Source organism: Rufibacter roseus, assembly GCF_001647285.1.
In the GTDB taxonomy this organism is placed as follows: Bacteria; Bacteroidota; Bacteroidia; order Cytophagales; family Hymenobacteraceae; genus Nibribacter; species Nibribacter roseus.
On the sequence record NZ_LRML01000008.1, the window covers coordinates 126,014 to 151,968 of the forward strand.

21 protein-coding genes and 1 tRNA gene are annotated in these 25,955 nt (G+C 47.2%); 13 read left to right on the forward strand and 9 right to left on the reverse strand.

Going from position 1 to position 25,955, the window contains the following annotated elements:
- Window positions 1–144: 144 nt before the first annotated feature.
- The gene (locus A8O23_RS13435; protein WP_066622065.1) at window positions 145–1,371 is read right to left on the reverse strand and encodes an MFS transporter; all 1,227 of its coding nucleotides are present in this window, start codon (window positions 1,369–1,371) and stop codon (window positions 145–147) included.
- Between the two features lie 102 nt (window positions 1,372–1,473).
- On the opposite strand from A8O23_RS13435, the gene A8O23_RS21760 reads away from it, so the two are divergent.
- Entirely contained in the window at window positions 1,474–1,650 is a 177-nt protein-coding gene (locus A8O23_RS21760) for a LysR family transcriptional regulator (RefSeq protein ID WP_204377697.1), read from the forward strand.
- A 36-nt stretch (window positions 1,651–1,686) separates the two neighbouring features.
- Window positions 1,687–2,364: a LysR family transcriptional regulator substrate-binding protein gene (locus A8O23_RS13440; RefSeq protein WP_204377698.1), complete on the forward strand. Its 678-nt coding sequence runs from the start codon at window positions 1,687–1,689 to the stop codon at window positions 2,362–2,364.
- Between the two features lie 287 nt (window positions 2,365–2,651).
- Here the strand turns inward: A8O23_RS13440 and A8O23_RS13445 are convergent.
- Window positions 2,652–2,723, reverse strand: a tRNA-Glu gene (locus A8O23_RS13445).
- A 458-nt stretch (window positions 2,724–3,181) separates the two neighbouring features.
- Here A8O23_RS13445 and yjjX point away from each other — a divergent pair.
- Complete coding sequence (gene yjjX / locus A8O23_RS13450) at window positions 3,182–3,715, forward strand: inosine/xanthosine triphosphatase (RefSeq protein ID WP_066622068.1); 534 nt, start codon at window positions 3,182–3,184, stop codon at window positions 3,713–3,715.
- Between the two features lie 332 nt (window positions 3,716–4,047).
- Here yjjX and A8O23_RS13455 read toward each other — a convergent pair whose 3' ends face one another.
- The 3 genes from A8O23_RS13455 to A8O23_RS13465 all read right to left on the reverse strand — a co-directional run bounded on the left by A8O23_RS13455 (window position 4,048) and on the right by A8O23_RS13465 (window position 11,154).
- Window positions 4,048–4,977 (reverse strand): ketopantoate reductase family protein, encoded by a 930-nt coding sequence (locus A8O23_RS13455; RefSeq protein ID WP_066622271.1) that lies wholly within the window; start codon window positions 4,975–4,977, stop codon window positions 4,048–4,050.
- Between the two features lie 1,038 nt (window positions 4,978–6,015).
- Window positions 6,016–9,258 (reverse strand): S41 family peptidase, encoded by a 3,243-nt coding sequence (locus tag A8O23_RS13460; protein WP_066622272.1) that lies wholly within the window; start codon window positions 9,256–9,258, stop codon window positions 6,016–6,018.
- Between the two features lie 255 nt (window positions 9,259–9,513).
- Window positions 9,514–11,154 (reverse strand): amidase, encoded by a 1,641-nt coding sequence (locus tag A8O23_RS13465; protein WP_066622070.1) that lies wholly within the window; start codon window positions 11,152–11,154, stop codon window positions 9,514–9,516.
- 372 nt (window positions 11,155–11,526) lie between these two features.
- On the opposite strand from A8O23_RS13465, the gene A8O23_RS13475 reads away from it, so the two are divergent.
- Window positions 11,527–12,663, forward strand: a complete 1,137-nt coding sequence (locus A8O23_RS13475; protein ID WP_066622073.1) for a DmpA family aminopeptidase — start codon at window positions 11,527–11,529, stop codon at window positions 12,661–12,663.
- On the forward strand, window positions 12,647–13,495 hold the full coding sequence (locus A8O23_RS13480) for an aminotransferase class IV (RefSeq protein WP_066622075.1): 849 nt from the start codon (window positions 12,647–12,649) through the stop codon (window positions 13,493–13,495). The genes A8O23_RS13475 and A8O23_RS13480 overlap by 17 nt, the downstream gene beginning before the upstream one ends.
- 267 nt (window positions 13,496–13,762) lie before the next feature.
- On the opposite strand, the gene A8O23_RS13485 is transcribed toward A8O23_RS13480, so the two are convergent.
- Both A8O23_RS13485 and A8O23_RS13490 read right to left on the reverse strand, forming a co-directional pair.
- Window positions 13,763–14,173: a group III truncated hemoglobin gene (locus A8O23_RS13485; protein ID WP_066622077.1), complete on the reverse strand. Its 411-nt coding sequence runs from the start codon at window positions 14,171–14,173 to the stop codon at window positions 13,763–13,765.
- Between the two features lie 115 nt (window positions 14,174–14,288).
- Complete coding sequence (locus tag A8O23_RS13490) at window positions 14,289–14,615, reverse strand: cupin domain-containing protein (protein ID WP_066622079.1); 327 nt, start codon at window positions 14,613–14,615, stop codon at window positions 14,289–14,291.
- 280 nt (window positions 14,616–14,895) lie between these two features.
- Here A8O23_RS13490 and A8O23_RS13495 point away from each other — a divergent pair, with 280 nt between their 5' ends.
- Together A8O23_RS13495 and ccoS are read left to right on the forward strand one after the other, a co-directional pair.
- On the forward strand, window positions 14,896–17,340 hold the full coding sequence (locus A8O23_RS13495) for a heavy metal translocating P-type ATPase (RefSeq protein WP_066622081.1): 2,445 nt from the start codon (window positions 14,896–14,898) through the stop codon (window positions 17,338–17,340).
- An 8-nt stretch (window positions 17,341–17,348) separates the two neighbouring features.
- The gene (gene ccoS / locus A8O23_RS13500; protein WP_066622083.1) at window positions 17,349–17,531 is read left to right on the forward strand and encodes a cbb3-type cytochrome oxidase assembly protein CcoS; all 183 of its coding nucleotides are present in this window, start codon (window positions 17,349–17,351) and stop codon (window positions 17,529–17,531) included.
- A 373-nt stretch (window positions 17,532–17,904) separates the two neighbouring features.
- Here the strand turns inward: ccoS and A8O23_RS13505 are convergent, their stop codons facing one another.
- Window positions 17,905–18,372 (reverse strand): MaoC family dehydratase, encoded by a 468-nt coding sequence (locus tag A8O23_RS13505; protein WP_066622085.1) that lies wholly within the window; start codon window positions 18,370–18,372, stop codon window positions 17,905–17,907.
- A 145-nt stretch (window positions 18,373–18,517) separates the two neighbouring features.
- Here A8O23_RS13505 and A8O23_RS13510 point away from each other — a divergent pair, with 145 nt between their 5' ends.
- Complete coding sequence (locus A8O23_RS13510) at window positions 18,518–18,772, forward strand: hypothetical protein (protein ID WP_066622087.1); 255 nt, start codon at window positions 18,518–18,520, stop codon at window positions 18,770–18,772.
- Window positions 18,773–18,912: 140 nt separating this feature from the next.
- Here A8O23_RS13510 and A8O23_RS13515 read toward each other — a convergent pair whose 3' ends face one another.
- Entirely contained in the window at window positions 18,913–19,197 is a 285-nt protein-coding gene (locus A8O23_RS13515; RefSeq protein WP_153042204.1) for a hypothetical protein, read from the reverse strand.
- Between the two features lie 505 nt (window positions 19,198–19,702).
- Here A8O23_RS13515 and ccoN point away from each other — a divergent pair.
- The 5 genes from ccoN to A8O23_RS13540 all read left to right on the forward strand — a co-directional run bounded on the left by ccoN (window position 19,703) and on the right by A8O23_RS13540 (window position 25,952).
- Window positions 19,703–21,886 carry a cytochrome-c oxidase, cbb3-type subunit I gene (gene ccoN / locus A8O23_RS13520; protein WP_066622090.1) on the forward strand — a complete coding sequence of 728 codons (2,184 nt, stop codon included), beginning with the start codon at window positions 19,703–19,705 and terminating at the stop codon, window positions 21,884–21,886.
- A gap of 103 nt (window positions 21,887–21,989) precedes the next feature.
- Window positions 21,990–22,187, forward strand: a complete 198-nt coding sequence (locus A8O23_RS13525; protein ID WP_066622091.1) for a hypothetical protein — start codon at window positions 21,990–21,992, stop codon at window positions 22,185–22,187.
- On the forward strand, window positions 22,184–23,380 hold the full coding sequence (locus A8O23_RS13530; RefSeq protein WP_066622094.1) for a c-type cytochrome: 1,197 nt from the start codon (window positions 22,184–22,186) through the stop codon (window positions 23,378–23,380). The genes A8O23_RS13525 and A8O23_RS13530 overlap by 4 nt, the downstream gene beginning before the upstream one ends.
- Before the next feature lie 518 nt (window positions 23,381–23,898).
- Window positions 23,899–25,299, forward strand: a complete 1,401-nt coding sequence (gene ccoG, locus A8O23_RS13535; protein WP_066622095.1) for a cytochrome c oxidase accessory protein CcoG — start codon at window positions 23,899–23,901, stop codon at window positions 25,297–25,299.
- Window positions 25,300–25,481: 182 nt separating this feature from the next.
- Entirely contained in the window at window positions 25,482–25,952 is a 471-nt protein-coding gene (locus A8O23_RS13540; protein ID WP_066622096.1) for a FixH family protein, read from the forward strand.
- The last annotated feature ends 3 nt before the right edge of the window (window positions 25,953–25,955 follow it).

Sequence of the window (25,955 nt, forward strand, 5' to 3'; positions counted from 1 at the left end):
ATATGTGATAAGTAAAAGGACACAAGTATCAAGACATCAGACACAAGACTTTTTGTTCTGTAAACGCTATTAAATAAATAATTTATAGATATTTAAATTGAAGCGGATTGATTAATCTAATTCTGTTCATTTACTTAATTCTTATTAGCTTTTGGTAGCCACGCTGACTGTAATGCTTCCTCGCAATTCATTTTGTTGAGGCATTAATTTCGGCACCATCAAAAAGAGCATGATATTGATAAGCGCCAAAAGGCAGCATGTGAAGAGAAATACCGTAGCGCTGTACTGCGCTATCAGAAAGCTGCCAATAAAAGGTGTTAAGGCTTGGGCGATCAACGGCATACGGGCTAGTTTTCCCACAACAGCGGCATACTGTTCCTGCCCGAAAATAGCCAAAGGTAACGTTCCTCTTAAGATAGAGCGCATCCCGTTTCCCATTCCGAACAAGATAATCCCCAATATCGCAAAGTTGGGGTTGAGCAATAACAGTAAAATGCCCAGGAGCGTGACGACGCCCGAAATGACAGCTGTTTTGGCAGGTTTATTTTTAGAGAACAGCAACTCCAGTACCCGAACTCCAGCCTGGCTGGGCCCTAAAAAAGCAACGGCACCCACTATAGTTGCCATAGCCATTCCTTTATCCAGTAGAATGTCTATCAGGTGAATGATAATACCAGTCGTCAAAACGGCGCCGATCGTAAAATTAACAAGTAACAGGTAATAGACCTTGGAACGGAAAGGCTTGTGAGAGATGGCCTTGTTATCATTCAGCGGTGGTTGTTTGCCAGTATTGCCCGCTGCAAGAGGTAAGGCAAACCGATGAATAGGAAATATAGTAACCAGTAATATGGCTGCATATATAAAACAGGAAGAACGCCAACCGTAGTTACTCAACAGAAGCGAAACAAGAAACCAGGAAATGGTGGGGGCCAGGCTGGCAATCGGGGTTACCTGTACAATTACCTTGCTGGTGGCCATCCCGTAGCTCTTTCCAAGGGAAGCAAACAATGCATCATACAAGCCCATCCCCATGGCAACACCTATGATGGCCCAACCCGCCAAGAACAAAAGATAATGGTCTGACAAGCCAATGATGGTCAGGCCCAATGCCATGATGGCCCCGGCATAAGGCAAGACAAAGTTCTTCTCGTTTTCACCTATAATCTTTCCTATTCTGGGCAACAGCAATCCGGAAATCAACAGTGACAGTGAAAGGCAGCCATACACCATCTGGTAAGACCATCCTGTCTCCTGCATGATCGGTTCGACCAGAATTGAAAGAATGAAATACGAGCCGCCCCACAAAAGAATCTGAGCTAAACCCAGCGCCACGTTCTTTGATATAGACGGTTTCAGGACTTCCAGGGACATAATAGATATTGCCAGTATTCTCAGTGCAAAGTTCAGAAGAATGAATAGATTCGTAAAACGTTATTTTTCGATGGAGATAATCGATAAAACCGATTAATAAGAATGGAGCTACGACAACTGCGATACTTCCTGAAGGCAAAGGAGCTGCTCAATTTTACCGAAGCCGCGCATAGCCTGCACATCAGCCAAAGTACCCTGTCCCAACAGATAAAACAACTGGAGGAAGAGCTAAACATCCCGTTGTTCAACAGAATTGGCAAGCGGATCACACTTACCTAGGCAGGGGGACTGTTTGCAGATTATGCCTTACAAAGTGTGAACAAAGCAAATGAAGGATTGCTGTTGTTAAAAGATTTGAATGAGCTGCAGGCAGGCTCTATTTCCATAGGGGTTACCTACGGATTACGCAGTGTTCTTACCCCAGCGTTGGTGCGTTTTGGCAGTAAATATCCCCAAATTAAGTTTCGTATTGTATATGGCACATCAGAGGGTTTGATGGAAGAGTTAAACCAGCTTGAGTTTGATTTGATCCTGGTGTTTAACGAATCCACCAAAACACAGCATCTAAAATATCAACCCCTGTTCCATTCCCCTGTAACTTTGGTTACCAGCGCATCATCTCCTTTATCCGGTAAAACATCCATTACGCTGGAAGAAATTTCCCAACTTCCTCTGGTGATATCTACCAAAGGAGACAGCACGAGCCATTTTATCATCAAAGCGTTTGAGAGGAGTGGTTTAAGTCCTAATATTTCTATGGAAGTGAACGATATTCCTACCATCCTAGACCTGGTTAAGTCAGGAAACTGGCACGGCATTTTGGTGCAGACCAGTGTGAAAGGAGAAGGCTTGTATTCCATCCCGATCAAAGGCAGCGGTATGGTTCGAACTGCCATGATTGTTTCACTAAAAGAAGCATACGAAAAGCAGGCCGTGAAAAAGTTTTGTAGCCTGCTGATGGAAGACATCACTAGGTATAAAGGAGTTAAGTGACAGGAAATAAGAAAGTAATTTCTTGCAATGTTGTTCTACCAACTACTTTGTATGCTTCTATGCGGCTACATTCTAAACATAGTTTACGACGAGGCAGCTAGAAATCGACTAATGAAGGTCAATATTTATTGAACTGAAACTGCGATACTGGATATTGAAGTTTACGTTCCTTTATGGTATAAATGCAGTATGCAATTGAATAGGTATCAGGAATAGAAGGGTAAATGCGTACACCGAAACATAAAGAGGCTTATTCCGAAAAATAAGCCTCTTTTCATATTTCTTAGTAGTCCGTAGGGGAATCGAACCCCTGTTACCAGAATGAAAATCTGGTGTCCTAACCCCTAGACGAACGGACCGTTTTGGTTTTGATGGTGCAAATATAGAAGTCGCTTTTTTATTTGACAAATATCTGTAGAAAAAAAAGTAGCTAAAATGTAAGAAACAACGCAAATGGTTTATAATCAAAGGGAACGCAGGGTCAGAAAATATTTTAAAAAAAACCTATTTTGGAGCCGTTTTAATTAAAACAGCCCTAAAACAGGTTCTTGTTAGAATGAGGAAGGTGCTAGGGATAAAAATAGCAAACAAATAAAACACAGAAACTTTTCATCAGTTAGAAATGAAGGCTTCTTTTCATCCCTAACTATACCTCGTGCTTTTCTTTTTAAGAGGTGAATGTATTATTCTAGTTTTTTCAGGCTTGTTTTGCTAAAACAGGGCTAAAACACAAATCATTTCACCTATTTTGTCTTGACAGAAATTGTTGAAGTTCTATGCAGCAGCATTCTTGGTTTAACTTTATTAATAGTAAAACATGCAAGTAAAGAAAGTAGTAGTAGCCTCTACTAATCCGGTGAAAGTGAAAGCTGCGCTGGCTGGGCTGCAAAGGATGTTTCCTGACGAGATTTTTGAGGCCGAACCAATCTCTGTGCCTTCTGGGGTGGCCGATCAACCTATGACCGACGAAGAAACATTGCAAGGGGCCTACAACCGTGTAAAAAACGCTCGGGCCGCCATAGCAGGTGCTGATTTCTACATAGGATTGGAGGGAGGCGTTGCGCCTATGTTAGGGGAGCTGGCCACCTTTGCCTGGATTGTAGTTTGTTCAGAAAATAAAACAGGAAAAGCCCGCTCCGGCACCTTCTTCTTACCTAAACAAGTAACCGAACTAGTAGCGCAGGGAGTAGAGTTAGGCACTGCCAATGACCAGATTTTTAGTCAGGTAAATTCCAAACAAAAAGGAGGGGCCGTAGGAATTCTAACTGATGGTGTGCTAGACCGGAAAGAGTTATATGAACAAGCGGTGCTGTTAGCTTTGGTTCCTTTTAAAACACAGGGCTTGTACTGAAAAAGTAAAGCGAAAAATAATAAGGTTAAAATTGCTATAAATTCGCAGCTGCTCAGGGTGGCAACTGATCTTTTAAAGGTGCGCGTTTTAGCCCGTATATAAGAAAAAGAGCCTTAAAACGGAACGGTATGGTCAAGCCTGTCAAAAGTTTATATCTACTAATAATGAAGTAGTGGCTTTCGTTAAGTTCATGTTTACAGTTTACCTGCGCTGCCGAAGAGGAGAGACAGATTATCACCGGTTGCTAAAAGCTGAAAATAAGAGATAAACCTTTTTACTCAGGTGTGCCCTAGGGTTTACTAATCTTGTTCACTGTTCACTGTTTACTGTTTTTATTCCTGTACTTTCTCAAGAATAGCAGCGAACAGCTTGTCATAGGTCGGAACGGGCACCTGCAGTTTATGGCCTAAACGAGTTACATAACCGGTGAGCGACTGTGCTTCTGTGCGGTTGCCGTTGAGGTAGTCGCTGTACATAGAGGTGATGGTGTCATAGGGGAGGCGGGCCATGGTGTCAACGGTTCTTTGGATGATGTCTGGAGGCAGCACAATATTCTGCGCCTCGGCTACGGCAATTAATTCTTCCAGCAATGCCACCAGCAGCTGCTTATACTCCGGTTTCTCCAACACAGCGCCCACCGTTACATCTAAATAGGTGAGGGTGGTGGAAACAGAGGAAATAAAAAGAAATTTTTCCCAAATAGTGGAAAGAATATTGTCAGACAGCGTTGCTTTAAAGCCTGCGTCTTGCAGCAATTTTTCTGCCGCCTTCAGCTTTCCCGGCGTGCCACTATCAGACCCGAAAAAGAGTTTGCCAATGCCGCCGGTCTCCCGTACCAAACCCGGTTCAATATACCTGGACACCACGTACACGCAACCATCCCACACTTCGTTTTCGGGCAACACTTGTTCAATTCTCTCTTTGCTATCAACACCGTTGAGCAGCGGAAGCAGTACTGTTTCTGGTGAAATGCAGGCGCTGTACTGTTTCAGGCTCTGTTCAAGCCCATAGCTTTTGGTGCAGATGAGCAAGAGGTCAAGTGGTCCAATTTGAGAAGCATCAGAAGAAACTAAAGCAGGTCGAGCCACAAAATTGCCCGTGGTGGCTTCAACTTGTAATCCGTTTTTTTTGATGGCTTCCTCGTGCTCCCCACGGGCAATGAAAAAGATTTGGACTTCGTCAGAGTTTTCATATTTCTTAGCCAACAGTCCTCCAAAATATCCACCTACGCCACCAATACCTAATATGCCTATTTTCTTCATCAGCTTTGGGTTTCTCAATTATACTATGCCTAGGGCTGCGGGTTATGCAAGTACCCCCATGGTGTAAGTTTAGGGCGGTAAATTTTAACATCAAACCATTTTGGGCTCGTTTTCTGGAAAACAGGCTGAAAACGGATAGTTAAGACATAGGTATAAGGGACTGTGTAAAGTTTTAAAACTGGTAGAAACAAAGGTGGGCTGGTAGCAAATAAAAGGTAGTGGTGGATAATGTTATAATTGATTTCTAACCCTTCTTACTGTCTCCTGCGGGAGCGGGCAACGCAGAAGCCGTAGGCGCCGAGGCGCTTAGCGGGAGCACGAGACGCAGGTTCAATTTAGTAGTAGCCACAGAAGCTATGGAACTTCGCGCGGTTGCCAGGTGGTAAAAAAACTGAAGCCCTTACTGTTTGAGCGGCAGCGAGTTTAAGGGCTTCTTGATTCTTTTGGTTAGGTTGAACATCAAGGAGAAAAGTGACAAACTCTAGCAGGAAGAGATGCAGACTGGAATAAGGAAGAAGCAGTGGTAGGAGCAAAAGCAATCTAGGTTGTTGGTGAGAACACACAACAACGGCGGAGGGTAAAGCGGTGGCAGGAGTAATATTTCTGGTAGAAGGACTGCGTCTTCGTTAGATCCTTCGACTAGCGCTCAGGATGACCGCAATACAGTGTAGATCGAAAAAGAGTAGAAGCTGGAATGTGTGGATCTGCAGGTTTAAACTACCTCCTTTGCACTTTTATCAGGCAGTTCTTTAAGTTCTAGATAACTTTTTGAATCATGCATGAATTTCCTTGCAACCTTTCTCTTTCAAGGCAGTTGCCTCACTGAAGTTAAAAACTTCATACCGTTGCTGTTCTAAGATTCCGATTTCAAACAGAAAGTTGATTAGAACCTAACGGGATTTTCCTTCATAGGAGGGTAAATATCAATTGTAAAATTATTATGAACACTCAAGACTCTGAACAAAAAAGAGAAGGCTAGGATTAACCAAGCCTTCTCTTTTTAAATAAACCGAATAACGAGCAACGGATAACGAATCCCTACTTCACTTCCTTCAGTAGTTCCTGTACGGCTACTTCAAGTTGTTGGTCTTTCCCTTTGCTAACGACTTCATACTCATTCATCACTTTAATGTCAGGATCAGTATGCAGGTTCTCCAGGTAACGGCCCTGTACGTCTTTCACGCCCAGTGGTGGGACACCCCAGCGTAGGCTGTTGTCCTGTAAGGTTTCCCAACCGCCAAAGGTACAGGTGCCCGGCACTGGCATTCCCACTAGTTTTCCTAACTTCAGGTCACCATAGCTGAACGCGAAGCAGTGGCCATCAGAGTAATTGGCTTCATTAGCGAGGGCAATGCTGGGTTTGTTCCAGCGGAAATTAGGCTCCATGCCTACTTCACGTCCATCGGTGGTGTAGCTCAGGAACATTTTACCGCTCAGGAACATAGCCAAATCTGCCACCAAGTCACCGCCGCTGTTGTTGCGTGAATCAACCACCATGCCTTTTCTGCTGGCGTATTTGCCCATTACCTCCTCATACACGGTACGGTACGCGCCGTCGTTCATGCCTGGTATGTGCACATAACCCAATTGCCCGTTGCTGAGGCGGTCAACTTCCTCTGCGTTGCGAAGCACCCATCGCTTGTAGAGTAAAGTGTTTTCTTCACTTAGGGAAATAGGTTTAACCGTGATATCGCGCCGTTTTTTAGAATTTGGGTCAAAAACAGTGAGCAAGATATTTTTGCCGGCTTTGCGGTTCAGAAACTGTGCGTAGTCTTTGTCTGAGGTCAATTCTTCACCGTCAATCTTTTCTATGATCATTCCGGCTTTTACGTCTAAACCAGCTTTCTTCAGCGGTCCCTGGGCAATGACTTCCTCTATTTTAAGTCCGTTGCCGGTGTAGGTTTGATCAAAGAAAACGCCTAGTGAGGCAGTAGCATCTGCATTGGCCGGTACGTTGGAGAAACTGGCGCCGGAGTGAGACACATTGAGTTCCCCCAACAACTCACTCAGCATTTCAGAGAACTCGTAGTTGTTGCTGATGTGCGGCAGGTACTTTTCGTAATCAGGCTTCAGAGCTTCCCAGTTGGCGCCGTGAAGGCCGGCGGTGTAGAACACTTTTTGGGTGCGGCGCCATACGTGGTCAAACATGAAAGCGCGCTCCGCAGCCACGTTCAGGTTAAGGTCGCCGCTGATGCTCACACTCTCTTGTTTGTTGTTGCTGGGGTCCAGTTTCACCACTTTGCCATCGGTTAGTAAAAACAGGTTCTTCAGGTCTTTGTCCCAGTTCATGCTGGCGCGGGTGGCGTTTAGGGTAACGGCCATTTTGGTTTCTTTGGTGCGGAGGTTGGTGCTCCAGAGGTTGTAGCCTTTCTCAAATTTGGCCAGGTAGTACAGCGTCTCTCCATCTTTAGAAACCACGGCATCAGCTAAATGAGAAGAATGCAGCGTGAGGCGGGCTTTACGGAATTTCAGGCCTTCCCAGTCTATTGCCATCGGCTCTGCTTCTTTCTTTTTCTTCTTGTCTTTTTCTTTTTTCTTTTCCTCTTCCTTTTCTTTGGCGGCTTTTTCTTCTTGCTCTTTGATGAGGGCATAATCTTCCTTGCTCATCTTGAACTTGTCAAAAGCCTCTTGGGTCATGAACATGGCGTACACATCAGACTGAGCTCCGCCGCTGGCGGCCTGCGCGCGCATACCCTCGCGGGTGCTTTGCCAGATGAGCATTTTGCCGCCCATCATCCACTGGGGCGCGAAGTCCTGATAGCCGCTTTCCGTCAGGTTGATTTTGGGGCTCTTGCCATCAGCGGCAATCACGCCTACTTCGCCGTTCCAGAAACCGGGTTCTGAGAATTCAAAGGCAATCCATTTGCTGTCGGGGCTCCAGGTGAAATACTGGTCGTTATCGCGCATAGAGAACAGCTCGCTGGTGGTGAGCAGCGTGCGTACTTGTTTACTGGCCAGATTCAATACTTTCAGCGTTACACGATCTTCTACAAACGCTACTTCCTTGCCATCTGGCGAGAACTTGGGCTCATAGTTCTCTTTGTCGTTGTTGATGAGCGGAGTTTCGTTGATCAGGGTGGAGGCATAGAAATAAGGCTCCTCTTTGCGCACCAGCTGGGTTTGGTAGATGGCCCAGCCTTTGCCTCGCTCGCTTGAGTAAATCAGCGTTTTGCCATCGGGCGAGAAGCTCACGCTGCGTTCCTGTTCTGGCGTATTGGTAATGCGCTTGGTCACATTGCCCTCTACTGCCGACACAAATACTTCACCTCGGTAAATGAAAGCAACCTCTTTGCCGTTAGGTGACACCGCCAGATCTTGTACGCCGCTGCCCGCCACCTGCACAATGCGCTCATTATTAGTTTTGGCGTCTACTGCTAGTGTAATGTTTACTTTTTGAGGCTCCGCATTCGGCTGTTTAATATAAATCTCGCCGTCGTACCCGAAGCTCAACACTTCGTTTTTAGAAGCAGTAAGAAACCGTACCGGATGTTTAGTGAACGAGGTAACCTGTATACTGGCTTTGGGGTTATCTATGGGCATTTTGTGCACGTTGAAGGTGCCGCTCTGCTCTGACAGGTAATACACGTTTTTATCATTTTCCGCGAAAACAGGGGTGCGGTCTTCACCGGCAAAGGTGGTTAATTGGGTGTGTTTCCCTGTCTTGGTGTTGTACTGCCATAGGTCACGAGCCACCGAGGATTGATGGTGCTTGCGCCACACATTTTCACCGCCCTTGCGGTCCATGTACAGCATGATTTCTCCGTTCTGGCTTAGTTGCACTTCTTCGGCAGGAGTGGTCAGCACCTGCAGTACACGGCCACCCTCTACCGGAACTTTATACAGTTCAGGCTGATAATGGGCTGGGTATTGGCGGTTGCTGGCGTTGTCTAAACGGGTTGCGCCAAAGAAAACAGTTTTACCGTCGGGGGAAAAAGCATATGGGTATTCATTAACTGAGTGGAAGGTCATGCGCTCGGCTGTCCCTCCCGTGGCTGGCATTTTAAATAAATCAAAGTTGCCATAACGGTCCGAAGCAAAGACAATGGACTTGCCGTCTGGGCTCCAGACGGGCATAAAATCATGGGCTTCATGAGCGGTAAGCGGAATGGCTTGTCCTCCGTTGGCTGCTACGCGGTACAAGTCGCCTTTATAGGTGAAAACAATGGTTTGGCCGTCTGGTGAAATGGCCGGATAGCGCATCCAGGAGGGAGTATTCTGGGCGCTGGACGAGCAAATTGTGCCCGCCAGTAAAGCACCCGTATACAGGAGTTTTTTAAGCATGGTATAGGTTTGGATTATCATGCAAGGTAAGAAGAGAAGAGGTGGAATGCCAATGGTTACGGTTTACGCTTTGTAGTTTGAACGGCTGTTGGCACAGACACTAGCAGGTCTTGGAGACACTGCTAGGTCATTGGAGCAGGCAGTGCCTAGTTGGGTGCCATAGTTATAAGAAAAAGACCTCACTGGTTTGTAAAGCCAGTGAGGTCTAAAGATTTTTGTTTTAGGCCTGATTTTTAAAAACTAGGCTGAAAACGCTTAATCCGGCATAGCAGATCTTTTGAAAGTAGGGGCCGTTCTGTGCTTTGTTGCCTGCTCAAAGGCGTAGGCAATGGATAGCAACTCCGGCTCAGTATATGCTTTCCCGAAGAAAGAGAAACCAATGGGCAGCCCCTGTACCTGACCCATAGGAACCGTGATGTGCGGATAGCCTGAAATAGCTGCCGGGGTAGACAAGCCGTAGCCGGTGAAAGAATCGCCGTTCACTAGGTCAATGCACCAAGACGGACCGTAGGTAGGGCCGCAGATGGCATCTAGCTTATGCTCCTGCATCATCTGGTTGATAGCGGCGCGGGAGCCTGTTACTTGTTTCTCAATAATTTCTTTGTACTCTTTGGAGTTCAGGTCGCCCAGTTTGTCAGACATCTCCAGAATTTCCTGTTGCGCATAAGGCATGGCGGTGGCAGCGTTGGCTTTATTAAAGGCAATCACATCGCTCAGGTTTTTGACTTTGGCGTTTGCGGTTGCCAAGTATTTGTTCACGCCGTCTTTGAACTCGTACTGCAGAATCTTGAAGCTATCTCCGGCTACTTTGCGGATTTCTTTCATCATCTCTACTTCCACAATGGTGGCTCCTTTGCTCTTCAGCGTTTCCAGCGCATTCTGCAGCAGTTCGTCCACGCCAAGGTGACCTTTCAGGAATGACTTTTCTACTCCTATACGTTTGCCTTGCAGGCTGTTGGCATTTAAGTATTGCGTGTAGTCATGGTGAAACTTACCATTGCTTTCGCGGGTAACAGCATCGGCTTCGTCTATGCCCACCAGAGCCCCTAACAGAATGGCAGCATCGGTGACGGTGCGGGCCATGGGGCCGGCGGTATCTTGGGTGTGGGAAATAGGAATGATGCCTGTGCGGCTTACCAAACCAACGGTAGGTTTTACGCCTACCAATCCATTCACGGCGGCCGGGCAAACCACAGATCCGTTTGTTTCTGTACCCACGGCTACGGCACATAAGTTGGCAGCCACGGCTACGCCAGAGCCAGAGCTGGAGCCACAGGGAGTGCGGTCAGTCACATAAGCGTTGCGGGTTTGGCCGCCCCGGCTGCTCCAGCCGCTCGTAGATTTGGTAGACCGGAAGTTGGCCCACTCACTCAGGTTGGTTTTGCCCAGCAGCACAGCCCCCGCCTCACGTAGTTTGGCCACAATGAAGGCATCTTTGGCGGCACGATTTTCGGCCAACGCCAAAGAACCGGCCGAGGTCACCATTTTGTCGCCGGTGTCAATATTATCTTTCACCATAACAGGAATACCGTGCAAGGCACCCCGTACTTTTCCGGCTTTGCGTTCCTGATCCATGGCGGCGGCAATTTCCAATGCATCAGGATTCACCTCAATGACAGAGTTCAGCTTAGGACCTGCTTTGTCAATGGCGGCAATGCGGTCCAGGTACAGCTGCGTGATTTGTTTGGAAGTCATCTCGCCGCTCTGCATCATCTTCTGCAGGTCCCGGATGGTTTTCTCGTTCAGCTTGAAATCATCTGAGTCGGCACTGGCCGTGGCATTTCCAGTGTCAGTTACAATTGCGGCAGAATTAGTTGTAGCGCAGGCTCCGAGCCCAAGGGCGGAGAGAGTAATACTGGCAAAAGAACCAGCTTTTATAAAGTGTCGTCTGTTCATTCGTTTTGATTTTGTAGAAAGATAAGCAGGAACACCAATAATGAAAAATGAAGTTTATAAGTGTCGGGTGTTTTAGACCTGTTTTTAATAAAGTAGGTCTAAAACAGAAAGTGTTGTTTTGTCTGTTGTCTATTGACTTCCACAGTTTGCTTTTGCCTTACCTGTTGGGATTTGCTATCCACCTGTTGTTAGCCAATGCCAGCAAAGCGGGTGAGGGGAATCTAAATCACCTGCTCCCATCATCTATATAGCAAATAGGAAGTGACGTATTTAATGTTTGTCTGTTTTTTCAAAGAATGATTTTTTCTTCTCGAACACACCATAAATTCTGCAGAACCCATACTTTTACCGCTAGCATTGAATTTTCATAGAATGAAGATATTACTTTCCATAGTTCTCTTATGCAGCCTAACCTTTACATCTCAGGCCCAGGAACGGAAGCGGGCGCGGGATTACGGCGTGAAAATTGGCGTTCTTTCTCCCGGAAAACTGAACGCCATCACTGATGTGGCGGGTGTGACAGTAGGGCACGTGACGCTGGTACAGGGGAGTAATATAAGAACCGGAGTAACGGCTATTCTTCCGCACGGCGGCAACATTTTTCAGGACAAAGTACCGGCGGCAATATTTGTGGGGAATGGCTTCGGGAAACTTGCTGGTAGTACCCAGGTGCAGGAACTGGGTACTTTGGAGACTCCTATTATTTTAACGAACACGTTGGGCGTTGGCACGGCCATGAATGCGGTGGTGGAGTACACGCTGCGGCAGAAAGGCAACGAGAAAGTGCAGAGTGTGAATGCGGTGGTGGGCGAAACAAACGACGGTGGCTTGAATGACATACGCGGACGCCACGTGAAGCCGGAGCACGTTGTAAAAGCCATTGAACAAGCCAAAGGCGGCGAGGTGGCTGAAGGAAATGTAGGCGCAGGAACTGGAACAATTACTTTTGGTTTCAAGGGCGGCATTGGTACTTCGTCCCGGAAACTGCCTGCCAGTTTGGGTGGCTATACAGTGGGCGTACTGGTGCAGAGTAATTTTGGAGGTGTGCTGCAAATTGATGGTGCGCCAGTAGGTGAGCAACTGGGGCAGTTTTCGTTCAGCAGGCAAATTCTGGAAAAAGCGGATGGTTCCTGTATGATTATTGTCGCCACCGATGCCCCCGTTGATGCCCGAAACCTGGAGCGGATGGCCAGCAGAGCCATGTTGGGACTGGCCAAAACCGGTGGTATCGCCTCCAACGGCAGCGGCGACTATGTCATTTCTTTCTCCACGCACCCGGGCTGCCAAGTGGCGTATTCACCCAAAGAACCCGTGCAGCAGATACCCCTTCTACATAATGATGAGATGTCGGCTTTATTTCTTGCTACGATTGAGGCCACTGAAGAAGCCATCATCAACTCCCTGTTCAAAGCCGAAACCATGACCGGCAAAGAGGGGCGCCAGATTCAGGCACTGCCCCTTGATAAAACCATTCAGATTTTAAAAAAACACCATGTCATCCAACCTTAACCCATACGCCTACCTCCAGAACGAAATCATCCCGCTCAAGAGCGCGTACCTGCACGTGAGCGATTTAGCCATTCAGCGGGGCTACGGCGTGTTTGATTTCTTCAAGATTCAGAATAGTACACCTCTTTTTCTGCAAGATTACCTTACCCGCTTTTACTCTTCGGCGCTCATGATGGGTCTGGAGGTACCGCTGTCTGAAAGAGAGATCACAGAAGTGATTCTGGAACTCATCCAGCGGAATGAAATGCCAGAGTCAGGCATGAAAATGATTCTAACCGGCGGCTACTCGGCCAACGGTTACGACCCCGCTGAGCCCAACCTCATCATTACGCAGCACTCGTTGCCCATGCCCACGGAGCAGCAAGTGAACAATGGCATTAAGATTATTACGGCTGAGTACATCCGGGAGCTGGCGCGTGCCAAGACCATCAACTACTCCATGGGCATCAGGCTTATTCAGCAGGTGAAATCAAAAGGAGCCGATGATGTGCTGTATCATCAGAATGGTGTAGTCACTGAATTCCCGCGGAGTAACTTTTTTATTGTAAAGCAGGATAATACCGTAGCCACTCCGGCACAGGAGGTGCTCATGGGCATTACCCGAAAAAACGTGCTGGAACTGGCGGCTAAGCGCTATAATGTGGAGGAGGCAGAAGTAACACTGCAAGACATTGCCAATGCCAAAGAGGCTTTTATGACCAGCACTACCAAACGGGTCCTGTCAATTGTGGAGATAGATGGAAGGCCAATTGGCAACGGAAAAGTAGGAGAGGTGTCGAAGACACTACTACAGGATTTAATTGAATTTGAAGAACGGCAAATAGAGGAGTAAATGCAGAGGCTGTATTTCCCGTTTTCGGCCTGTTTTTGAAAAAGCAGGTTGAAAACGGAACAACATTAATAAAGCACGCATTCCCGATACTCCCCCTTTGAAGGGGGCGAAGGGGGATGTTTAAACAGGAGTGTCCACGTATTTCTGATCCATGCATTTTCGATTCGCGCATAGTTGATTCCTGCTTCTTTCCTGGTCATCTCAACGAAAGGCAAATTGCTGGAGCAACCGCATTAGGACAGGTCACGACCTGCCCCTACAATGTTTTTAATCTTTCCCCAAAATTGGAATCCCATCAGTTTTCCCTTGAATCTGCTGAATCTTACCAAGGAATATACGGGCGATGTTTGCGGCTCTTAACTTGGCTTCTTCCGCTACGGGACCTTGAAAGTTTTCTGTAACCGTGGCATGGAACAGATACAGCCACTGCGCGAAATGTTCTTTGCCCACCGGCAGGAAAGCATGCTTCGGGAAAGGGCGGCCGTTGTAATCTGCGGTACCCAGCAGAATTGAGTCCCAAAAGCGGTACATAATGGGCAGGTGCTTTTCCCAGTCAACTTTTGAAAGGTCGTTGAAAATAGGAGAGAGCAGTGCGTCTTGGTTCACCTTATCATAAAACGAATCAACCAGATGCTTTATGTCTTTTTCAGAAGTAATATCGGGGAGTGGGTTTTCCATGTTGTCGTTTTACTTCAAACGCAGATAAAGTAAATTCATTTCTAATTACTGCTGTTTTAGGCCTCCTTTTACAAAAACAGGTAAAAAACAGCTTGAAGATCTTGCGTCTTAAAAACTATTTAATCAGAATCATCTTGAAATCAGTAGCGGCGGTAAGAGAATGCGGAACGTTGGCTGGAATAGTAATGACTTCGCCGGCTATGAGCAACTGCGTAATACCGTTCACCTTAAAGTTACAGACACCCTCTAGCATTACCAAAAGTGCAGGCTTAGGGGTAGTATGAGTTTTCAGTCCTTGCCCTTTAGAAAAGGCAAAGAGTAGGGTCTTCTGTTCTTCTCGGTCAATCAACAATTTATGGGCAAACTTCTCCGGGTGGTACATTACCTGCTCCGAAAGGTTTTGTATTTCTAAAGAGGCCGATACTTTTTCTGAAAGTGGCATGGGGAATAAATTAAAAGTGACTGCTGACCCGCCCAGAAGCAGGGATTAAAAGTTAATGGTGAACTGCCCTTACCATGCCCAGCCTAGCATTATCAAAGTTCTTTCAGGCTCTACAATAGAATTCACCTGTACGCACATGGTAAGGGCAGAATCACCTCTGCAAAATTCTTTATTTTAGGCAAGGGCATCAATGAGATGTGTCAGTTTATAGGGTGACGCGCATCATCAAATCTAGGGGGCAGGTGCGGTAGTTTTGTAACCGAACTAGAAAACCAATGCCATGAGGGAATCTGCCTCCACCCTTGTTGATGAAAAAGAGCACTGTTACCACTGCGGCGACGAGTGTGATTCTACCCCATTATATTCAGATGAGAAAGCGTTTTGCTGTACCGGCTGCCAAGCCGTGTATGAACTACTCTATGCCAATAACCTATGTACGTATTACAATTTGGAAGCCGGAGAAAAACCAGGCGTCACGGTAAAATCAGAAGAGGTACAAGCCAATCAGTTCACCTATTTAGACGAGCCTGCTACCCAAAACCAACTGCTCACGTTCCAGAGCGAGACCTTGCACAAAGTGCTGTTCCAGATACCGGGCATGCACTGCAGCTCGTGCATCTGGCTTCTGGAGAACCTGTTTAAGCTGGACAACGGCGTAATTGAGTCAAGAGTGAATTTCCCAAGAAAGGAGATTTCAGTTTCCTTCCATCCGCAGAAAACCAAGCTGAGCAACATCGTCACGCTGCTGCACAAAATAGGGTACGGCCCTACGCTCAACCTTTCTGATTTAACCGGCAAGAAAAAGAAACGCGACTACTCCATTAACCTGAAGCTGGGCTTGGCAGGCTTCTGCTTCGGGAACACCATGTTGCTGGCTTTCCCAGATTACTTTGCCTTTGGCGAGGAGGTGAAACAGGAGTTCGGCCATTTTTTTGGCTACGTGAGCATTGCGCTGGCGCTGCCGGTGCTGCTTTACAGCGCCCGTGGTTTCTTTGAATCGGCTTGGCAGGGTTTGAAGCAGAAGCATGTGAACTTGGACACCCCTATTAGTGTGGGGTTGGCGGCGTTGTTTTTGGTGAGTTTATGGGATATAATCTCCGGCAAGGGCCCCTGCTATTTAGACTCGTTCACTGGTCTGGTGTTTTTCATGCTGATAGGAAAATACGTGCAGAAAACTACGTATGACGCCTTGGCCTTCGACCGCGACTACAAAGCCTATTTCCCTATTTCAGTGACCGTGCTGGAGAAAGGGCAGGAGAAAATAACCGCCGTAAAAGACCTTACCCCCAGCAAACGCATCAGAATCAGGAATCATGAACTGGTGCCCGCCGATGCCATTCTGTTAAGAGGCTCTGCCTTTATTGACTACAGCTTCGTGTCGGGAGAATCGGTGCCGGTGCCAAAGGTGGCTGGTGAAATCATCTACGCTGGGGGCCGTCAGGTAGGGGAGAGTATTGAGCTGGAAGTGATTAAAGACGTTTCGCAAAGCTACCTCACCCAACTCTGGAACAATGAGGTTTTTCAGAAAGAGAAAAGTTATTTCGGAGTAGGTACCTACGCTGACAAAGTGGGCGGTTGGTTCATTTCTGTCACGTTGCTTATTGCCTTGGGTGCGCTGGTGTATTGGGTGCCGCGAGAGACGGATATGGCTATAAAAGCTTTTACTTCGGTACTGGTGATTGCCTGCCCTTGTGCCTTGTCATTGAGCACGCCGTTCACGTTGAGTAACGCGCTCAAGATATTCGGGGGGCAGAAATTCTATCTCAAAAACGGAGATGTGGCAGAGACTTTGGCTAAAGCCGACACCATTGTCTTCGACAAAACGGGTACCCTCACCGAAAGCACCCAAACCGACATTACCTACCAAGGCAATGAACTTGACGACTATAACAAGAGCTTGGTGCGGTCGGTGTTGCAGCATTCCACGCACCCACTCAGTCAGGGCCTGTATTCTTTCCTGACACAGAAAGTTCGACCAGGGAGCGAGTATGGGGAGGTTGCGGGGCAAGGCGTGCAGGGGAAAGTGGAGGGAGTGTTAGTGAAGATAGGTTCCAGTAGCTTCGCCGGCAGCGCTCAGCTTATGGTAGGTGCCTCCAGCTTGGCCACCCGTGTTTATGTCAGCATTGGTGACGAATATAACGGGGTATTCACTTTTTCTAACCATTACCGCGAAGGTCTGGAGCAACTTGTGAAAGAACTGAAGCAGCAAGGCAAAAAGTTGGCGGTACTCTCCGGAGACAATGACGCAGAGCGGACGAATCTGCAGCGAATATTTGGTTACGAAGCAGATTTACGCTTTCACCAGTCTCCGGCAGATAAGCTAGCCTATATTGAGCAACTGAAGAAAGCAGGTCATAAAGTGATTATGGTGGGTGACGGTTTAAATGACGCCGGTGCCTTACAGATGAGCGATGCGGGTATCTCCATCACCAATTCCGTGAACGGCTTCACTCCCGGCTGCGATGCCATTTTGGACAGCGGTTCCTTTACCAACTTCGCCAAATTTCTGCATTTCTCCCGCCGGAGCATGAACGTGATACTCGGGGCCTTTATCGTGTCCTTCTTTTATAATGTGATTGGCCTTACACTGGCTGTGATGGGTAAATTTACCCCCGTTATCTCCGCTATTCTGATGCCCATTAGTACCGTAAGCGTAGTTCTCTGCTCTGTGCTGGGCGTACGTTTTGTGGCCTACCAAATGGGCTTATTTAAAACAAAAAAATAACCTTAGCTATGACTATTATCTATATGCTCATCGGAATCAGTTTAACCGTAGCGGTTCTGTTCCTAACCTCCTTCATTTGGGCAGTGAAATCCGGTCAATATGAAGATGACTACACGCCATCGGTGCGGATGCTGTTCGATGAGGAGCCAACTGGCGCAGGAAATAAAAAATCAGGCAAAGGTGAGGCATAATTGATGTTTTAGACCTTTTTTTTGAGAATATGAGCTAAAACGTAAAGCACAAAACCTGTGAGGTCTTCAAGATCTCACAAGTTTTGTGCTTTGGAGCCATTTTCTGAAATAGAGGCTGAAAATACTATAATTCCACAGCACACGCATTTCTGATACTCCCCCTTTGAAGGGGGCGAAGGGGGATGTTTACACCAGCAAGTCATGGCGTTCTCAACTATGCGCGGAAGTTACTTCCGCGCATAGAAAATATTTATGCTCAGCAATGCGTGGACACTCTGGTGTAAACATCCCCCTGCCCCTCAAAGTGGGAATAAACATTGAAAGGAGGCCTAATAAATTAGAGGCAGATATTCCTTCAGTTAAGGCCGAAAAATTACCCGTTGAAGTGATACAAGAAGGTAATCATGCCGTTATAGGCAGGTTTCTTCTGGTCTTTAATCTCCAGCGTCACTTCAATTTGAGCCTTTGCCACACCGCGTAAATTCTTCAGGCTTGCCAGCTTTGCCTTTAACCGCACCTCACTATTTACCAGCACTGCCTGATTGAATCTGAGGCTTTCAATTTCATAGTTTACCTGCATCTTCAGGTTCTTGATTTCCACTATCTGCGCCCAGAGGTACGGCAAAAGCGACACCGTTAGGTAACCGTGGGCAATAGTAGCACCGAAGGGAGACTCCTTTTTAGCGCGCTCCGCATCCAAGTGAATCCATTGGAAATCTAGAGTAGCTTCCGCGAATTTCTGGATCTGTTCCTGAGTGATAGTGTGATAGTCAGATACTCCAAGTTCTTTGCCCTCAAAGGCAGCAAGTTCGTCGTAGTTATGAATGGTGAGTTGGCTCATAGACTAAGGGAAGGGGTGGTTTTATAATGTGTTTTAACTAAATTTAACCAGCATAAAAGTTCAGCACAGAATGCTTTTAGTTCCTGCTGAATCTTTTCTTAGTTGGTTGATGTTGGTTCAATAGCCAAAAGTACGCATAAAACTTATGTTAGAACACGCCCTATTTGAGCGGCTCCCCAACTGGAGCCAAGTAGAGATGCTGAACCGGAACGGTATTTTGCTGGCGCAGCGTGCCTTCAACGGCAGCACCGTCAGCCTCTATGCCTTAAACGATTTTTTTGTGGAGCGGTGGTCTAAGAACCAAGTAGAGGTAATCGGGAGCTTTTACCGCACCGCCAACCCTATGCAAATATTTGAGCCTTACCTGAACGGGGTAGAGGTGGAGGGAATAGAAGAATGATTTCAGTAGAAACTATTACGAAACAGGAGCGGCGTCACAAAGTGACGTCGCTTTTTTTGAGTCCGTTTTAATGCTGATTTCTGTAAAACAGGCTGAAAACGTGCCTCAGCAATGCGTGGGAGACGCAAAGTATTGCGTCTCTACATTAAGAAAAAGGAGATGCGCGATAGCGCCAGTGACTCTACCCAGGAACCACAGAAGCAAATAACCAACAGCAGCATTTCAACAGCAGCAATGGCAGCAGAATTGGAACTGATACCAGCCGTGGGGATGAGCGCCTCGCTTTGAGCGGTGCCGCGCCAGCGGCAAGACCGAAGGTCTAGTGAAAAGGGCAGTGCGAATCCACAGGGCGGGGCCCCGCGGCCGTGAGCGCACGGAGCCAAAGAGACGAAGAAGGTTTCCTCGTGTGGCTTTGGATCAGCCACCGCCACGCCAGCTCGGCAGCGGGAAAAAAGATGATGTACGGACAGGTCGCGACCTGTCCAACTGCGGTGGCTAATATTTTGCTGCCTATATTGGAACGTCTTCGTAAGATCCCTCGGCGATGCTCGGGATGACCGTAAAAAAGAAAAGCAGGAATGCGTGGACTCTCCTGTGTAAACATCCCCCTTCGCCCCCTTCAAAGGGGGAGTATCAGCAATGCGTGCAAAAAGCTAAATGTAACTGCAAGCTTTGACAGAGATTCCAGAAAAAAATTCTGTTCAAACCGCTCGTCCTTAATTGCCCACAAATTCTTTTTGAAATGAAAGGTAAGGCTTAATTCTCTGGAAGGTAGAGTAGAGGCGCCATCTTTAAATCTTCACATCTTCAAATTTCCAAATCCCCCACATCACCCCTCTCTGACAACAATCACCCCTTAAACTGACATCCGTCATCTTTTCTCCCTCTACTTCTGCGGAAATTTGAAGTGTTAAATAACCTAACACGCACATGTCAACGCAGACACTAACTAAACCACAACCGGTTGTCCCCACCGATGACTCCAACTGGTTGGACACTTTCTTCTACGATAACAAAATCGTCAGAAATTTCGGGTATGCTACCTTGTTCTGGGGTGTGGCCGGAATGCTTATTGGGGTGATTATCGCGTTTCAGCTGGCCCGGCCTGAGCTGAACTTCGGTAACCAGTACACCACCTTCGGGCGGGTACGGCCCCTGCACACCAATGCCGTGATTTTTGCGTTTGTGGGCAACGGAATTTTCATGGGCGTGTACTATTCGCTGCAACGCCTCTGCAAAGCCCGTATGTACTCAGATTTTCTGAGTAACCTCCATTTCTGGGCTTGGCAGGCCATTATTGTGTCGGCGGTCATCACTTTGCCTTTGGGTTACACCACCAGCAAAGAATATGCGGAGCTGGAGTGGCCAATTGACATTGCCATTACGTTGGTGTGGGTGATTTTCGGCTGGAACATGTTCGGAACCATCTTAAAACGCCGCGAGCGACACCTGTACGTGGGGATCTGGTTCTACATTGCCACGTTCCTGACCGTTGCGGTGCTCCACATTGTGAACTCGTATGAGATTCCGGTTACATTCATGAAAAGCTACTCTGGCTACGCTGGGGTGCAAGATGCGCTGGTGCAGTGGTGGTATGGCCACAACGCGGTGGCGTTCTTCCTGACCACGCCTTACCTGGGCATGATGTACTACTTCTTACCCAAGGCGGCTAACCGTCCGGTGTACTCGTACCGTCTTTCTATCATCCACTTCTGGTCCCTGATTTTCATTTATATCTGGGCGGGTCCTCACCACTTGCTGTACACTGCTTTGCCTGACTGGGCGCAGTCGCTGGGGGTTGTGTTCTCTGTCATGCTGTTGGCTCCAAGCTGGGGTGGTATGATTAACGGTCTGTTGACGCTGCGAGGTGCCTGGGATAAGGTGCGCGAAGAACCGGTGCTGAAATTTATGGTAGTGGCTATTACCGCTTACGGTATGGCTACGTTTGAAGGCCCTATGCTGTCGCTGAAAAACGTGAACGCCATTGGCCACTTCACCGACTGGATTGTGGCGCACGTGCACGTGGGTGCTTTGGGCTGGAACGGCTTTTTGACCTTCGGTATTCTGTACTGGTTAATCCCGCGCATCTTCCAAACCAAACTGCACTCTACCAAGCTAGCTAATATGCACTTCTGGTTAGGCACGCTGGGTATCTTGTTCTACGCCATTCCTATGTATTGGGCGGGTTTAACCCAGGGCCTAATGTGGAAGCAGTTCAACGAGGAAGGTATGCTGCAGTACTCTAACTTCTTGGAGACGGTTATTCAAATCATACCCATGTATTACCTGCGCGGCATTGGCGGCGTGTTGTACTTGGGCGGGGTGTTCCTGATGATTTACAATGTGTACAAAACCGTGAAAGGCGGCACCTTGCTGGCCAACGAAAAAGCGCAGGCAGCACCGTTGCTTCCTGAGTTCAAAGGAGTAGAGCAAGCCCACAGTGGCGGACACTGGCACCGTTGGATTGAGCGCCGTCCGGTACAAATGGCGGTTTGGGCTACCGTGGCCATTTTGATTGGTGGTATGGTGGAAATGATTCCTACCTTCTTAGTAGAATCTAATGTGCCAACCATCGCCTCGTTGAAGCCTTACACTGCGCTTGAATTGCAGGGTAGAGACGTGTACATCAAAGAAGGTTGCGTGAACTGTCACTCCCAAATGGTAAGACCGTTCCGCTCTGAAACCGAGCGCTATGGCGAGTATTCTAAAGCAGGGGAATTTGTGTATGACCGTCCGTTCCTGTGGGGCTCTAAGCGTACCGGTCCAGATTTGCACCGAGTGGGTGGCAAGTATCCGCACAGCTGGCACTATCATCATATGCTGGACCCGACATCCATGTCACCAGGTTCTATCATGCCGGCATACCCTTGGTTGTTTGAGCAAGACTTGGATATCTCTGACACCGAGGCCAAAATTGAGGCTCTGCAAAGCTTGGGTACTCCATACCCAGAAGGCTACGCGAAGAAAGCCAACATGGACCTGATCAAACAGGCAGAGCAAATCTCCGCTGACCTTGCAAAAGAAGGAGTAGAGGTGAAATCTTCGAAAGAGATTGTAGCCCTCATTGCCTACCTGCAACGCCTGGGTACTGACATTAAAGTGAAAGAAGAATAAAAATAGACACAAGACTCAGGACGCAAGACATAAGATTTTTCAAAGAACAGGAATAAAGTCTTGAGTCTTATGTCTTGTGTCTTGCGTCCTTAAAAGAAAAACCATGTACAAAAACGTATTACAAGCCATAGACGGCATTGAGATTTTTCCAATTATCTCGTTCCTGATTTTCTTCATCTTCTTCATCGGACTTATCCTGTATGTATTGTTCACCAATAAGAACCACATCAAGTCCATGAGCCTGATGCCGTTGCAAAACGAAAACCAACCTCAGTTCTCAACCCAAGACCAACGGTCATGAAACGATTAGTACTTTCCCTGGCTTCTGCTCTGTTATTGGCGGGAACGGGATTTGAACCGGCCGCGGCACAGGATGCCGTAAAAGGCAAGGCCATTTTTGAAGGCAACTGCGCCGCCTGCCATAGAGTGCAGGAGCAGGTAGTAGGCCCGGCCCTAAAAGATTTGCACAAACGCCACGAAGAAAAGTGGATACTAGAATTCGTAAAGAACTCCAGCAAAATGATCTCCAGCGGCGACAAAAAAGCGGTGGAGGTGTTCGAGAAGTTTGGTAAGATTCCGATGACCAGCTTTGAAGGCTCTCTTTCTGACGGAGACATCAAAGATGTTATTGCTTTTTTAAAAGAGGAAAGCGAAAAGCCTGCTGAAGCCGCTGCTCCCGTAGTTGCTCCTACAGAAACAAAGGTAGATGGTGCTGCCCCGGCCGCGCCTGTTAATATTGAATGGAAAGCCATGCCGCCTACAACTCAGGTTCTGGTGGTGTTGGTAGGTTTCCTGCTCCTGTTGGTGTTGTTGTTCATGACCATAGCGTTCTTTCAGGCGTTGCCGTTGCTGGCGAACCTGTACGATAGACCTGCCTTGCAGAACACCTTCATGGCACGGTTTATCAAACTTCTCCGTGGCGACACTTCTACCATTACCGGCAAGCATAATGGTGCGCTTATGGAAGACCACAGCTACGACGGCATCCATGAACTAGACAACGATTTGCCGCCTTGGTGGAAATATTCTTTCTACGCTACCATTGTGTTTTCTGTGGTGTATCTGCTGAATTACCACGTAATGGGAGGTCAGCTTCAGGAGCAGGAATACGAAGCCGAAATGCAGGCGGCAGCGGTTCTCAGTGCCAGCCACGGTGGGGGAAATGCCAACGAGAAAACAGACTTTAAACCACTCACCGACGTTGCCCAATTGGAAGCCGGAAAAGCTACTTATATCCAGAACTGCGCAGCCTGCCATGGCCAGAACGCCGAAGGAGTAGTGGGGCCTAACCTGACAGATGAATATTGGTTGCACGGCGGAGACGTGAACGACATCTATAAAGTTGTGAAGTTTGGGGTAACCAGCAAAGGTATGGTGGCTTGGCAAGGAAAACTTTCTAAAGAGCAGATGCTGGAAGTGTCCAGCTACATCCTCAGTCTGCAAGGCACCAACCCGGCAAACGCAAAAGAACCACAAGGCGAAAAAGCTAAGTAACATTTTGAAGACCCAAAAGCCCCTTTGTTCTTGACGAAGGGGCTTTTTTATAGAGCAGGATTTTCAGGTTTAGATTGATTTTGTGGATTTAGTTAGCTGTGCTCATGTTGTGCGTAGAGTTAGCACAGCGCTCTACGCACTGTCAGACAGCCAATTTCCTGATTGGCAAAACAACTTAACCAATGGCTACCGGCACAGACACTGGCTGGTCTGAAAGACGCTGCCAGGTCATTTGAGCGGGCGGTATTCTGTTTTAGGCTTGTTTTTAGAAAACCAAGCTGGAAACGGAATTCATGTTGATAAAAGGCTTTGCCTAGTTATTACATCCTGCAAAGTGTATTCTATTTACTTATCTAATCCTGTTAATCTTTTTAATCCTGAAAATCCTGCTCAGAATCAGCCTGAAAGGTGACTTCGGTCATCTTTATCAGGCTGCAATTTCCTGAATTTTGTATTGAAGGTTGACGCCTCCCGCTCCTGAATAAGGATTGCTTGTTTAACCTAAGAGTTACAAAAGAATGGCCCACGCAATAGTGGACAATGAATCTTTTAGAGACACCATTGCCACAGTAGATAAAGAAGGAAAACGGGTTTGGCTTTTCCCTAAAAAACCGAAGGGTAAATTTTACAATTACCGTAAGCTGGTGAGCTATGCGCTGCTGGCTTTGTTGTTCACGGGGCCTTTTCTGAAGGTGAATGGTTTGCCTGTGCTCATGCTCAATTTGGTGGAGCGCAAATTCATCATCTTCGGCATGATTTTCTGGCCGCAGGATTTCTTTATTCTGTTGTTGGGCTTCATGGCGTTTATGGTGTTCATCATCTTGTTCACGGTGGTGTACGGCAGGGTGTGGTGCGGTTGGGTTTGCCCGCAGACCATATTTATGGAGATGGTGTTCCGGCGGGTTGAGTACTGGATTGAAGGCGACTATAACAAACAGAAAGCTTTGGATCGTGCCCCCTGGACCTCAGATAAAATTCTGAAACGAATAGCTAAACACAGCGTCTTTGTTTTGATTTCATTCATCATCTCCAACACGTTTCTTGTCTACATTATTGGCGTAGATGCCCTTAAAACCATCATCACCGATAACCCGCTGAACCACTTAGGCGGCTTATTTTCTATGGTGCTGTTTACCGCTATTTTCTACGGGGTGTTTGCCCGTTTCAGGGAGCAGGTATGTACCATAGTTTGCCCGTACGGCCGACTGCAGGGCGTGATGATGGACAAGAAAACCACGGTCATCGCCTATGATTATGTACGGGGTGAGCCAAGAGAGAAACTTCGCAAGAATGTAGAGCGCACCGCCGGTGACTGTATTGACTGCCACCAATGCGTTTCGGTTTGTCCTACCGGAATTGACATTAGAAACGGTGCCCAGCAGCTGGAGTGCATTAACTGTACCGCCTGTATTGATGCCTGCAACGACATCATGGACTTAATTGGAAAGCCGCGCAACCTGATAAAATATGCTTCGGAAGAGAGCATTGCCGAAGGCAAGCCGCAACGGTTTACTACCCGCATGAAAAGCTATACCGTGGTGCTCCTGTTGCTGGTTGGCGGCTTTGTGACGCTGCTGGTAACCCGAAACAACATTGACGCTACCGTGCTGCGTACTCCGGGCATGATGTACCAGAAAGAGAAGAATGGCAACATCAGCAACCTGTACAATATCTCGGTCATTAACAAGACCGTGAAGAGCATGCCCATCACGCTCAAACTAATAGAGCCTAAAGGTGAAATCAGAATGGTGCGGAACGAGATGGTGCTGCCCGAACAAGGTTTAGCCGAGGGCGTATTTTTCGCAGAACTTTCCAGAGAAGCTTTAGAAGGAACTTCCACTGAAATAAAAATTGGCGTGTACGCCGGAGATAAATTGATCACCACTAAAAAAACCAAATTTCTGGGGCCAGGCCAATAGATTAATTAAGAATTAAGAATTAAGAATTAAGAATTAAGAATTAAGAATTAAGAATTTTTATCTGGGTTTATAGGCCTAGCAATACAAGTGTAATATAGAGGCGTTTTCAGCCTGCTTTTAGAAAAACAGGTTGAAAATGCAAAAACTCAGGACTCAGAACTCAAGACTCAGAACTCATCAAAATGAAAGCATTACCCAAACAAACTGCCAGCTGGTGGCCAAAATTAATCATAGCTGCCTATGTATTCTTCATACTTTTTGTGGCCAATATGGTGCGCATGACCATGCAGTCAGATGTTGATTTGGTGAGCAAAGATTACTACCAGAAAGAAATTGAATACCAGCAGCACATGGACCAGGTAAAAGCTACTAATGCCATGGACACTCAGGTGCTCCTGAATCATGCCGAGGCAGCCGAATTGCTAAGTGTGGTCTTTCCAGCCGATTTGAAGGCAGATGGGCTGAAAGGTGAAGTCGTATTCCTCCGTCCGTCGGACTCTAAAAAGGATTTTACGGTGCCCATGAACTTGAACTCAGACGGACAGCAGCATATACCAACGGCTCAACTGGCTAAAGGCTTGTGGCGGGTGCAGTTGAACTGGAGCCAAGACAAACAGAGCTACTTTTTAGAAAAAGACATTACCATCAAGTAAAAA